We start from the raw sequence: 12,309 nt of genomic DNA on the forward strand, positions 1-12,309 counted from the left end.
TAGCGCGTTCAGGAGAACTGTTAGGATCAATTAGGAGTATCATCATATGAGTCAATTTAGTCGTACTTGGTGGGGGAAGAAATTCATTGAGGCACTGGAAGAAGTCTCCGATGCCGGACGATTAAGCCGGGGACGTTCCTACGCTAACAATGGTAGAGTTACCAGCTTTGCCATCCAAGACGGCTCGGTTGTTGCCAAAGTCAGAGGCTCGGTGAATCCCTATTTTGGCGTGTATAAAGAGCCGCTCTACACTACCACAATTGACTTTCAGCCGATCAGCACCGCAAAATGGGCAGCCGCGATCGCCCTAATTGCCTCTCGATCGAGCCTCATTTCTCGGCTGCTGCTCAATGAAATTCCGGACAACATCGAAGACACTTTTGCCCAGCTAGGACTTCACCTGCTGCCCCACAGCGAGAAAGATTTTGATGCCGACTGCTCCTGTCCAGATTATGGCAATCCCTGCAAGCACATTGCCGGAGTGTATTATCTGGTGGCGGCTGAACTCGATCGCGATCCGTTCCTGCTGTTTGAGCTGCGGGGGCTATCTCGACAGGCTTTGCACGAAGAGCTAGTCAAGTCGCCCCTAGGACAAGCTCTCTCTGCCGAGCTGCAAATGGCACAGCGATCGCCCCAGATCGCCATCTCCTATTACACTCGACCGCAAGCCACCCCAGCTGTTGCCCCTGCAGAACTACGCGATTTCTGGCAGGGTACCAAACGCTTGCCTCAAACTATTGAACCCCTGCCGGAGACGCTGGTTTCTGGGATTCCCATGAAAAAACAGGGCGACTTTCCAGCTTTCTGGCATCGAGATAACTCCTTTCTTGCCGCTGCTGAAATCCTCTATGAACAGGTGAGGGCTAAAGGGCAGCTTTAGATTGTGGATGTTTTTGAGGTTATTAGACCTCTTGCAGATTAGGTTTAGTAGGAGCTGCGCCCCTACTAAACCTAATCCCAAAACTTTAATCTGCAAGAAGTTTATTCGGTTAAATATTGCAGCGCTGTATGGGCGATCGCCTGTTGAGAATCAATCTGCTGTGCTGCTTTCCAGGCGGCAATTGCCTGCGGAAATTCTCCTTGCAGCGCCCATAGCTGTCCGGCAAAGGCGTGAAAGTCGGCATTAGACCAGAGGGCGATCGCCTGATTGTTGCTGGCGATCGCCGTAGCATAGTCTCCGGCTCTGAACGCCTGAATCGCCTGACGGTGATGCCAGACGGCTCGATCGTGAAGCTGAATCAGCGGCGAGAGATTGACTCCACAGCGGCGGCAGGATTGCGCTGCCTCAGCGGTGGCAGAAGCCGGACGGTAGAGCGCACGACAAACGGGACATTTCATGAAATTAGGAGTCTTGAGTAGTGGCGTAGTAGAGGAAGTCTGCTAACTCTTCTTGAAGGTTGGCGATCAATTCTGTTTCGCTGTCGGCGATCGCTTCTGCAATGTCATCCAGCAAATCCTGCAATTCTTCAACCTGCTCACCCTCCAAAGTGTCTAGAGCCTGTCGGGCGCGAGTGAGCAAGGCAACCAGTTCGGGGGCGATCGGGATTGTTTCTGATGTTTCTACATCAATTGAGTCGTCCTCTACATCGGAGGCAGCAGAGGAGAGGAGGGTTTCATCAGGTTGAAACAACCCATCTTGAAATAGCGCATCTAGATCAGCTCTGGCTTGCTTCAGCTCATGGCTAGACAACCGCTCAATCCCACCATGATTGACAACCAGGGTTCCCTGCTGTCCCTTACCTTTCTCAGTGGTGGTAACGGTGAGTATCCCGTTGATGTCAAAGTCAAAATGTACCTCAATCTGAATACTGCCTGCTGCACCGGGCGGCAAGCCTTCAACTTTGTAGGAACCCAAAGGCACATTTTCTTCGGCAATTTCGTTCTCGCCCTGGAAGATTTCAATCTCTACCGCAGTCTGGCGATCGCTCATTGTTGAGTAAATCTCCGATCGAGAAACGGGTACGACACTGTTGCGTGGAATGATAACGCTAAAGAATCCCGGCATAATGCCCATCGGGGTTGAAACGGCTGCTGAAATGCCCAGAGAGTGGGGAATCACATCCACTAAAATAGACTCAACTTCCTCACCTGCAAGCACTCCAGCTTGCAGGGCGGCACCCAGCGCCACACAGAGATCAGGCTGAACACCGTCCACCGGAGCCTGGTCTAGGTGCTCCTCTACCATCTGCTGTACCAAAGGAATGCGGGTAGAGCCGCCCACGAGAATAATGCGATCGAGATCTTCAGGATCTAATTCGGCATCAGCCAGCGCTCGATCGATCGCCTCCAAGGTTTCCTCCAGCAGCGGACGCAATAGCTCCTCAAAATCAGATCGGGAAATTTCGGCTTCCAGGTGCAGCGCCGTGTTCCCCTTACTGCCCAAAAATGCCTCCCGCACCGGAGCAAATCCGTGGGTGCTGAGGGTGATTTTGACCTGTTCTGCCGCCCTTAACAGCCGTGCTTGAGTTACGGCATCTTCGGGAACATCAATGCCGTGCGCCTGACGAAACCGCTCTGCCAGATGAAGCTGAAGCCGTCGATCGAAATCATCGCCGCCAAGCTGATTGTTGCCATGACTTGCCAGCACCTCAGTCACTTCACCCGTAATCTCGACCACCGACACATCGAAGGTGCCGCCCCCTAGGTCATACACCAAGACCTGCTCGGTTTCATCCGATCGCAAATCATAGGTGAGGGCGGCAGCAGTCGGCTCGTTGATAATTTGCAGCACCTCTAAGCCCGCAATTTCTCCAGCCGTTTTGGTGGCTTGGCGTTGGGCATCGGTGAAATAAGCCGGAACGGTGATCACCGCTTGTGTTACCTCTTCGCCCAGCGCCGTTTCGGCTCGCTGCTTCAGCGCCCGGAGAATCATTGCCGAGATTTCGTGAGGTAAATACTCGCGGGTCTCGTCTGAGGCGCTGTCGATTCGCAAGGTGGTTTTGTGATCTGTGCCCATCCATCGCTTAATCGAGCGAACTGTGCGATCCGGAGCGGCAGCGTATTGGCGCAGGGCATCCCGCCCGACTAAAAGCTTGCCCGTGTCGCTGAATCCGACACAAGACGGCAAAATCAGGTCGCCCTCTTCTCCCGGCAAGACTCGCGCCTGTCCATTTTCGACGATCGCCACTTCAGAATTGGTGGTTCCTAGGTCAATGCCAACCGTTCTACCCATAGTTGTGCTTCCTTGTGCCTTCCTGACTGCTATGCCTTTTTAACCGCCACAATGACCTGCGCCTCACGCAAAACCTGATCTTTCCACAGATAGCCGCGCACCACCTCTTGAATCACAGTATTTTCTGGAGAGAGACTTTCCTGTCGTCCAACAGCATACATAATCTGCGGGTTAAAAGGCTGTCCCTGTGCCTCAATTGGGATGACCTGCCGCTGCCGGAGAAGATCGAGCAGCGATCGCCTGATCAAAGCTACCCCCTGCTGATTGCTCACTAAGATATCGAGTAACGAGTCAGCCGTTGTTCTATCTGACGGTTGATTCCATTCAGGTCGCTCAGGTTGGATCAACTTTTGCAGCCATACTTGCCAAAAAGGTTGAGGAGTCTGGGCAGGAACTACATCCTTCTGCACCAAGAGGGTTTGAGCAGCAATCTGCGTTTCCCAATGGGCATTTGCCTGATCGAGAGCATCGACGATCGCCAGCAAATCGCGCCATAGGGTTTTGGATTCAGCTTCAGCCAACGCCTGGGTTTGCTTTAGCCTCTGCTGCTGGTCTATTCGCTCTGCCTGAAGCCCTTCTAGCGACTGCTGTAGCGTGTTTTGGCTGGATTGCAGGAGCTTACCCTGCTGCTTGACCTCATGGCGTAGCGCGATCCACTCCGCCACCATCTGGTAGGGATCAAACAGGGCAGGATCAAAGGAGGCGATCGCTTCAGGGGCTTCCCCCAGGTAATCCGGTGCCGGGGGTTCGGTCTGAAGCAGGTCAAAAAATTTGTCGAATTTGTCAGCTAAAGTCTGTCGATCCATCATGTTCTACTGAGCTTTTACTGAGCGTCTACTGAGCTTAAATCTTCGTAATTTTACAGGCTGCTCTCTCTGCGGCACTCAAAATGTTTCCCGAATCATCTCCTCCCAGCTGACCTGGAGCTGAGCGATCGCCCGTTGCCGCAATGCCTCCACAGCCGAGGGATCAAGCTTAGCGTCGAGGGGACGCACCAGAAAGAAGAAGTCATCGGCAGACGCGCCGCCTTTGCGAATCGTTTCGTAGGCGGCTCTCACTTCCTTGAATTCTTCAGGATGCAGATGGGCAGGAAACTCCCTCAGCTTGGCATGGTAGGCGGCTTTGACTTCGGCAGGAGTTGCCGTGAGGGGGATGGCAAGGCGATCGTAGGGGGAAAGCATTTTAGAGTTTGGATTTTCTGGGTGAATTTTTGCGGCTGAGGGTTTTGGGGTTACTTGCGTTTGCGTCTTCCGGGTCTGGAGGGCAATCCTCCAGAAGGGAAGCCAAAGCCGAAGCTGTCGTCTTCGTCATCCTCGCTCCCAAAGCTAGGCATGTCATTCATCACCATACGCTTGAGTTCGGGCAGCATGCGTTGCAGTTCAGCAGGGGACATTTTGCTGCCAAACATCTTGCGAATCATGTCCTCTAGCAATTTATCTATATTTCCCATGCCCATAGGGTTGAAGGCATCCAGATCAGGCAGAAATTCTTGCGCTTCCTGGGCAGTGAGGAATGCCTCCTCTTCGCGGAAGGCTTGCAGAGATTTGTCCTGGATGCGACGGGCGATCTCGAAGCCTTCCTGTCTAAATTTCTCGTAGCTGGGTGAATAGGCAGGGTAAGTCGTTGCTTGTGCCAGCAGCAGCAGCGGATTTTGCGGTTCTTTGCCGAGGGCGGTTTCGATGAAGGGACGTAAAACCTGGGCTTGGGCATTATTGGCAAAGCGACGCACCCGTAGCTGAATTTCCGCTAGGGCATTGCCGGGTTGCGGCTGGATGCCCAGATAGGACTGGAGGGGAAGCTGCAGCTTTTTCGAGTCGCGTTCCTTCAGCGCCAGGACGACGAGATTGGCGGTTCGGGCGGCGGGCTGCTGGTCGCCCAGGGCAATCAGCTTCACCGTATATTGGCTGATGAGAGCAGCTATGCCCTTCTCTCGTTTGGCAAAAAGCACCAAAGAGAGGGCGATCGCCTCCACCGTTTGCACCTGCTCTGGAGCCGCTAAACCTTGCAAAAGCGCCTCCCATTCAGGAACGGCTTGGGCTTGATTCAGCGAAACATTGCCCCCAGAGTTAGGTTCACCCTCAACTGCCTCCACAAAAATCTGACAGGCGCGTAAAGGTGAACTCAGCTTGCTACCTGCCTGAGCTGAGTGACTTTCGACTAAGTGACTAAAGAGCGGGTAGCTGCGGGTAGACAGCGCCTCTACCCAAGGCAGCACCTCAACATCGGCTTCGGGGTTGAGATCGCCAAACTTTTTGCCAAAGCGACGACGGACTTCCAGCGCGGCAGCTGAGTTGCCCAAGGTCTTCCAGGTGTCTACTAGAACGCTGTAAATTTCCTCCGTGCGACAGCCCCCCTCTAGCGCCTGGGTCAAGAGCTGAGTTGCCTCGTCGTGGCGCTCTTCTAGCACCGCGATTAGCCCTCGTCGCCCGATCGCTTCTGGCGATTGAGGATCAATCCGCTCTGCTGTTTGCAGTTCTCCTAGGGCGGCACGCTGCTTCCCTAAAGCCATCCAGGTATCCGCCAGACGGCAGTGAGCGTAGGAAAGCGTTGCCTTGCGGCGATCGTCCGACCAGCTTTGCGGATTTTGTTTAAAGTCCTGCTCTAGCCATTTAATGATGCGCGTCAACAATCGCTGGAGCGCCTGATAATCCTCATTCAGATCCAGGACTTTCATCAGATTCACCGCCAACTGCGGCTCAAAAGGCTGCTCCTGCTGCAAGAGCTGCCAAAACTCTGCGGCGCAATTTACCTCGCCTTGAGTCATAGACTGCTCTCCCGCCATCGCCAACAGCGCCGGACGCAGGACTGCTACTTCTGGAAATTTGCTAGAGCGGCGATCGAGTCTCAGCATGGCATGAGCTGCCTCATGGGAATTGTTCTTACCCAGATCTTCCAGCAGGGACAGGATGTGAGCCACCTCAGCCGTTCCGCTGAAAGCCGGATTGGTCTGATTGAACAAAATCTGTTCCATCGGCGGCTCCCCGGTTTCCAGGTGTTGCAGCAGGGCAAGTCGGTGCAGGAGCGGATGCTCAGTATAGGCGGGTCTGCCAAAGGAAAACGCCCATTGTGCTGAAGATTTCAGACCCAGTTGAGCGGCTGCCGCATCCCAATTTTTCAGAATTTGCTGGGTGTAAACTTGCCAGATTGCGGGGCGATCGCCCGGAGTTACAGGACGCTTGAGCTTCTGGAATGCCGCTAACGCCACGTCCGGTTGCTCTGCCTTCAGCGCCAGGACGCCTCGCAGCCAGTGCTGCTGCGCTGCCGGAAACCGCTTTGACTGCTGACTCAACAACTGTTCAACGGCGGCGGTGTCGCCTTGCAGCAGCAGCAGCTTGGCGTAGCAAATGCTGTAGTCCTTGGGCAAAGTGCCCGCTTCAAAGGCTGGGCGAATGAGGGCGATCGCCGCATCCAGCCGATTTGCTGCCAGCAGCGTTTTTGCTAGCCAGTAGTGAGACTCACCCAACAACCCCAATCCTAACGCCTGACGAAGTGACGGATCAGCTTGCTTAAGATCGCCCTTCTGAAACTCCTGTTTGCCTCTCAGTAGCCAGATTTCGGCTTCTGAGGGCGTAAATTTTACATCAGGCTGGGTACGCTGCGCCTTGCGAATTTCCTCTAGCGCCTGACGATATTTTTCCTGCTTGAGCAAAGAGTTGAGCTGTGCCTGAAGCTTTTCCTGCGGCGACAATGGCGCAGAGCTAGCTAGCTCACGTTTTGGGAGGCGTTGCTTAGCCACAGAGATATTCCCCTAGACGCACAAATTCACATAAACACCAATGTAGAGATATTAGTTGAGAATATCAACGACAGCTTAAATTCAGCGACAATTCTATTGAGGCGACTCTGTGGCGATCGCCAGTTTAGCTTAGGGCATTTTTGGTGGGGAGCTTCGCGCCCCACCAAAAATGTCCCCGTCCTAACCGCCTTGGCGGTTGCTATACCTAGCGGATATTTCTGGAAATCATATGACGGCTTTTCTCAAGCGATTTTCTCAAGGGATGGCGATCGCTCTCATCATTCTGCTTAGCTTTACAGTCCTCAGCGCTCCCGCCTTGGCAAGCTTTCTCCGCACTGCCGATGCAGGGGCGATCGTTGTACAGTCGCGGCGCACCTTGCGCGATCAGCATCGACAGAGCTGGCAGGTAATCGCCTTCAAGCGAGTGCAGCCTAACGCGCCAGAGGAGGCAATCTACCTACGGCTGGTTGCCTTTCCAGGCAGCGTGGCGATCGATCATCCTCAGCCGATTCTGCTGAGTAACGTTCAGGGTCAAGTGTGGTCAGCCGCCGATCGCTCTAGTCAAATTGCCATATCTGCCCAGCCCAGTGTCGGGCAGAGCGTGGGGCAGTACGAACTTCAAGCCGTCTTGTCCAAGCTCCCCGATCAGACCTTGCGGCTAGAAGTCCCAACTGCTCAAGAGGCGATCGTCTTACGCATCCCGCCTGCCCTGATTCAAGAATGGCAAACCGTGGCGCAGAGCGAAGCCAGCCAGCTCGTGAAGAATTGCGATCGATTTCCGTTAGAAGCCCGTCAGAATCCGGACTTTCCTGAATGGACGGGTTGTAGGGGAGGTGAGGGGGTGAAGGGGTAGATGGGTGAGGGGGTGAAGGGGGTATCTATCAAATTTGATATTTGCTTCATCCTCAATCTACCCATCTACCCATCTACTCATCCCCATCTGCCCCATCTGCCCCATCTGCCCCATCTCTTCACTCCCAAAAATAAACCCTTGAACTCTGGCAGTTCCCTCCCTCGACGTGCCAGAATTTACGTACATTCAAAGCGCTTTGTCCCCGTAGCTTCCCGTTCTCACCATGACTGCAACCATCCCTGCCCTCGCCAGCCAATATGACCCTGCCACCTCTGAAGCCAAGTGGCAGAAAGCCTGGGAAGACAACCAGGCGTTTAAGGCAAACCCTGAGCAAGGCGGCGAACCTTACTGCGTCGTGATTCCGCCACCCAACGTTACAGGCAGCCTGCACATTGGGCATGCCTTCGAGAGTGCCCTGATTGATACGCTGGTGCGCTATCACCGGATGTTGGGGAAAAACACTCTGTGGCTGCCTGGCTCCGACCACGCCAGTATTGCGGTGCAGACTATTCTGGAGAAGCGGCTGAAGGCTGAAGGACAGACGCGGGATAGCATTGGACGAGAGGCTTTTCTCGAAAAGGCTTGGCAGTGGAAAGAAGAATCGGGTGGGACGATCGCCGGACAGTTGCGCCGCCTAGGAGTCTCGGTAGACTGGACGCGCGAACGCTTCACCATGGATGCAGGGCTTTCGGCGGCAGTGCTGACGGCATTCACTCAGCTCTATTCGGAGGGCTTGATTTATCGCGGCAAGTATTTGGTCAACTGGTGTCCGGCAAGTCAGTCGGCAGTGTCAGATCTGGAGGTGGAGAACAAAGAGGTGAATGGTAGCCTCTGGCATTTCCGCTATCCGCTGACGGATGGCACGGGCTTTGTAGAGGTTGCCACCACCCGACCGGAGACGATGCTGGGCGATACGGCGGTGGCGGTGAACCCAGAAGACGATCGCTATAAGCATCTGGTGGGCAAAACCCTGACGCTGCCGCTGATGAATCGTCAGATTCCGATCATTGCTGATGAGTATGTAGATGCTAGCTTTGGCACAGGCTGCGTCAAAGTCACTCCGGCACATGACCCCAACGACTTTGAGATGGGCAAACGCCACAATCTACCGATGATCACCATCCTCAACAAAGACGGCACCCTCAACGAGAATGCCGGAGATTTCCAGGGACAGGATCGGTTTGTCGCCCGAAAGAATGTAGTGAAGCGCCTGGAAGAGCAGGGTTTCCTGGTCAAAATTGAGGATTACAAGCACACCGTCCCCTACAGCGAACGCGGCAAGGTTCCCGTCGAGCCGCTGCTTTCAACCCAGTGGTTTGTCAAAATTCGCCCCCTAGCCGATCGCGCTCTGGAATTTCTGGATGCTCAGAACGACCCGGTGTTTGTGCCCGATCGCTGGACAAAGGTGTATCGAGACTGGCTGGTGAACCTGAAGGATTGGTGCATTTCACGGCAGCTCTGGTGGGGGCATCAGATTCCGGCCTGGTATGACGTGGCGCAGACGGGCGGCGAAATCACCGACAGTACGCCGTTTGTGGTGGCGCAAAACGAAGCTGAGGCAAGGGAGAAGGCGATCGCTCAGTGGGGTAACGAGCGGGGCGATTCGGTGCAGCTCGTTCAAGATCCAGATGTGCTAGACACCTGGTTCTCGTCGGGGCTATGGCCGTTCTCGACCATGGGCTGGCCGCAGCAGACGGCTGACCTAGCCACCTACTATCCCACGACAACGCTGGTGACGGGCTTTGACATCATCTTTTTCTGGGTAGCCCGGATGACGATGATGGCAGGGCACTTCACGGGTAAGATGCCCTTTAAAACCGTCTACATTCATGGGCTGGTGCGGGACGAGAACAACAAAAAGATGTCCAAATCTGCCAACAACGGCATCGATCCGCTGCTGCTGATCGATCGCTATGGCACCGATGCCCTGCGCTATACCCTAATTCGGGAAGTTGCCGGAGCTGGACAAGATATTCGTCTAGAATATAACCGCAAAACCGACGAATCGGCATCGGTGGAAGCATCCCGCAACTTCACTAACAAGCTGTGGAACGCCTCCCGGTTTGTGATGATGAACCTGGACGGCAAAACCCCGGCTGAGCTGGGTCAGCCGCAAGCCTCATCCCAGATTGAGGGTCTGGAGCTAAGCGATCGCTGGATTCTCTCTCGCTACAACCAGGTGATCCAGCAAACCCGCAAAGACATCGACAGCTACGGTCTGGGCGAAGCGGCAAAAGGACTGTATGAGTTCATCTGGGGCGACTTCTGCGACTGGTATATCGAACTCGCCAAATCGCGGCTCCAGCCAGACTCAAGCGATCGCTCTGCGTCAAAACGGACGGCACAACAGGTGCTTGCCCATGTTCTAGAGGGCACGCTGCGTCTGCTCCACCCCTTCATGCCCCACATCACCGAAGAAATCTGGCATACCTTAACGCAGACGGAGGACACCCAGTATCTAGCGCTGCAATCCTATCCTGAAGCAGATTCTAACTTCATTGATGCCGAACTAGAGCAGCAGTTTGATTTGCTGATGGAAACGATTCGCACCATCCGCAACCTGAGAGCTGAGGCGGATATTAAGCCCGCAGTCAAGGTGAAAGCCTTCCTGGAATCGGAGAGCGATCGCGAGCGCCATATCCTCACTTCCGGTCAATCCTACATTCAGGACTTGGCAAAAGTCGAACATCTGACGATCGCGCCTCCTAGCACAGCCATTCCTGCGGCTCAGTCAGGGCATCAGGAGATGGAGCAATCGCCCGACAGCTGGCGCGATCGCCCTGTGATCGTCATGCTGGTACTGCTCACGCTCATCTACTTCACGTTAGATTCTCTGGTTTATTTAGGCGTGATGCTGAAGATGCTGTGGGATGTCTTTGTTAATAAAAAGCCCGTTCCCGTGGTTCCAGTGCGCCAAGCAGCCGTTAAGCCCCCTGTGAAACCCATATCTGAGCAGCATTTCCAGCCTTCTCAGTCGGCAGCTCAGATGATTACGGGGGTGATCGGCACTATCCAGGTGCTGATTCCGCTAGCGGGTGTCGTGGACATGGACGCGCTGAAAGCCAAACTGCAAAAAGATTTAGGCAAAGTAGAAGCTGAAATTCAGGCTTTGACGCAGCGCTTGAGCAGCCCCAACTTTGTCGATAAAGCCCCCGCTGCCGTCGTTCAAAGCACCCGCGATGCCCTGACAGAAGCCGAGAAGCAGGCTGAAATCCTACGCGATCGCCTAATATCGCTATAGATCTCGCCTCTCAAATTTCCCCATAATTTTTTGAAAGGTTCGCGCGAACCTTTCAAAAAATTATTTTGTTTTACTAAATTAAACCAATTTGAATTGGAACCGCGACAGATCCCGGTAGGGGCTTGGCATTGCCAAGCCCCTTCTGAGGTTTGATGTGCCCACAAATTCATTTAAATCGGTATTACGCGATGTGCGACTCTTTTTCTAAAGATCTTGATCTGCATAGGGCAGACATCTTGCCTGCCCAGATTCGGACGGGCAAGATGTCTGCCCTACAAAACATTTCAGACCAAGTTGCACATCGCGTCAAATTTGCAACCCTAAGCAAACTGGCGACAGCTAGACTTCATCCACCCACACCTTCATATCCAAAAGCTGCATTGCCCCAAACTGGGTTGAGAGGGCGACATCCGCCGCATCACGACCGTAGGCGATCGTGATCCGGTTGCCGCGCGGCTGATTCTGCGTCGAGTCGAAAGTGTACCAGCGATCGCCCACATAAGCCTCAAACCAGGCGTGTAAATCCATTGGGTCAAGCTGATAGAGATAGCCCACCACCATCCGCGCCGGAATGTTGAGGCTGCGGCAGAGGGAAATCCCTAAATGGGTAAAGTCCCGGCAGACCCCAATGCGACTTTCAGCCGTGTCTACTGCCGACGTAGAGGCGTTGCTGGTGCCATATTCGTACTTAATATTTTCGTGAACCCAATTCCGGATCGCCTCAACTTGGGCATAGCCCGGAACTGCGTTTCCCACCACATCGATCGCCAAATTTCCCAGCAGGTCAGACTGGCAATAGCGGCTGGGCAGAAGAAACTGAAGCGTATTCTCTGGTAATAGCTCTACTGGGACATAGGGGGCAGTTGGATCGACGTCGATCGTATCCGCAGTTTCCACGCAAGCCGAGATTCGAGCCTCAAACCGACCAGGAGGCACCACCAGCCGCTGACACAAATTCCCATAACCATCGGTGTACTCGACCACAGGCACGCTAGGCATGAGCAAATATTCTTCGCTGGCAACCCACTGTCCTGAACCGCTCCGAGGTCGGAGCATAAAAATCAGCGGCGTTGGCGCATTGGTTTCATAGGAAAGCTGACATCCCGCCTGTAAACGCATCCTTGCCTCCGAAAATCTGTTTGTTTGAAGGATTTGCAGCACAAACCTTTCAAACAAATGCGGCTGTATGTAAATGAGATAGCAGATTTCAGCCTAAAAAATCTAGCGCTTACGCTACATCTGGCTGAGGCAGTATCTTGCGATTTTGGATCTTGAAAATCAGCGATCGCGCTCTTAACCTTGCCATC

The 12,309-nt window shown here is 54.0% G+C and carries 9 protein-coding genes; 3 read left to right on the plus strand and 6 right to left on the minus strand.

The genetic code is table 11. The features are described 5' to 3' along the window. Window positions 1-46: 46 nt before the first annotated feature. Window positions 47-880, plus strand: coding sequence for an SWIM zinc finger family protein (locus AC5JMP_RS24915; RefSeq protein WP_495854201.1), 834 nt, complete (start codon window positions 47-49; stop codon window positions 878-880). 101 nt (window positions 881-981) lie between these two features. On the opposite strand, the gene AC5JMP_RS24920 is transcribed toward AC5JMP_RS24915, so the two are convergent. The 5 genes from AC5JMP_RS24920 to AC5JMP_RS24940 all read right to left on the minus strand — a co-directional run bounded on the left by AC5JMP_RS24920 (window position 982) and on the right by AC5JMP_RS24940 (window position 6,908). Beyond that, window positions 982-1,338 carry a tetratricopeptide repeat protein gene (locus tag AC5JMP_RS24920; protein ID WP_495854202.1) on the minus strand — a complete coding sequence of 119 codons (357 nt, stop codon included), beginning with the start codon at window positions 1,336-1,338 and terminating at the stop codon, window positions 982-984. Between the two features lie 4 nt (window positions 1,339-1,342). Then, window positions 1,343-3,172 (minus strand): Hsp70 family protein, encoded by a 1,830-nt coding sequence (locus AC5JMP_RS24925; RefSeq protein ID WP_495854203.1) that lies wholly within the window; start codon window positions 3,170-3,172, stop codon window positions 1,343-1,345. A gap of 29 nt (window positions 3,173-3,201) precedes the next feature. Then, complete coding sequence (gene grpE, locus AC5JMP_RS24930; protein ID WP_495854204.1) at window positions 3,202-3,981, minus strand: nucleotide exchange factor GrpE; 780 nt, start codon at window positions 3,979-3,981, stop codon at window positions 3,202-3,204. 75 nt (window positions 3,982-4,056) lie between these two features. After that, window positions 4,057-4,353, minus strand: coding sequence for a J domain-containing protein (locus AC5JMP_RS24935; RefSeq protein ID WP_495854205.1), 297 nt, complete (start codon window positions 4,351-4,353; stop codon window positions 4,057-4,059). A gap of 50 nt (window positions 4,354-4,403) precedes the next feature. Continuing rightward, a complete protein-coding gene (locus AC5JMP_RS24940) occupies window positions 4,404-6,908 on the minus strand; it encodes a tetratricopeptide repeat protein (RefSeq protein ID WP_495854206.1) in 2,505 nt (834 codons plus the stop codon). A 229-nt stretch (window positions 6,909-7,137) separates the two neighbouring features. On the opposite strand from AC5JMP_RS24940, the gene AC5JMP_RS24945 reads away from it, so the two are divergent. Further along, window positions 7,138-7,761 (plus strand): DUF3122 domain-containing protein, encoded by a 624-nt coding sequence (locus AC5JMP_RS24945; RefSeq protein ID WP_495854207.1) that lies wholly within the window; start codon window positions 7,138-7,140, stop codon window positions 7,759-7,761. Between the two features lie 223 nt (window positions 7,762-7,984). Beyond that, window positions 7,985-11,002, plus strand: coding sequence for a valine--tRNA ligase (locus tag AC5JMP_RS24950; RefSeq protein WP_495854208.1), 3,018 nt, complete (start codon window positions 7,985-7,987; stop codon window positions 11,000-11,002). Between the two features lie 339 nt (window positions 11,003-11,341). On the opposite strand, the gene AC5JMP_RS24955 is transcribed toward AC5JMP_RS24950, so the two are convergent. Then, window positions 11,342-12,121, minus strand: a complete 780-nt coding sequence (locus AC5JMP_RS24955) for a transglutaminase domain-containing protein (protein WP_495854209.1) — start codon at window positions 12,119-12,121, stop codon at window positions 11,342-11,344. Window positions 12,122-12,309: the final 188 nt, after the last annotated feature.

This window comes from Drouetiella sp. (assembly GCF_059504425.1).

Excerpts from the sequence above, each read along its gene's own strand:
- AC5JMP_RS24920 (WP_495854202.1), bottom strand. The coding sequence starts at position 1,338 with ATGAAATGTCCCGTTTGTCGTGCGCTCTACCGTCCGGCTTCTGCCACC.
- AC5JMP_RS24925 (WP_495854203.1), bottom strand. The coding sequence starts at position 3,172 with ATGGGTAGAACGGTTGGCATTGACCTAGGAACCACCAATTCTGAAGTG.
- AC5JMP_RS24945 (WP_495854207.1), top strand. The coding sequence starts at position 7,138 with ATGACGGCTTTTCTCAAGCGATTTTCTCAAGGGATGGCGATCGCTCTC.
- AC5JMP_RS24915 (WP_495854201.1), top strand. The coding sequence starts at position 47 with ATGAGTCAATTTAGTCGTACTTGGTGGGGGAAGAAATTCATTGAGGCA.
- AC5JMP_RS24955 (WP_495854209.1), bottom strand. The coding sequence starts at position 12,121 with ATGCGTTTACAGGCGGGATGTCAGCTTTCCTATGAAACCAATGCGCCA.
- AC5JMP_RS24950 (WP_495854208.1), top strand. The coding sequence starts at position 7,985 with ATGACTGCAACCATCCCTGCCCTCGCCAGCCAATATGACCCTGCCACC.
- AC5JMP_RS24935 (WP_495854205.1), bottom strand. The coding sequence starts at position 4,353 with ATGCTTTCCCCCTACGATCGCCTTGCCATCCCCCTCACGGCAACTCCT.
- grpE (WP_495854204.1), bottom strand. The coding sequence starts at position 3,981 with ATGATGGATCGACAGACTTTAGCTGACAAATTCGACAAATTTTTTGAC.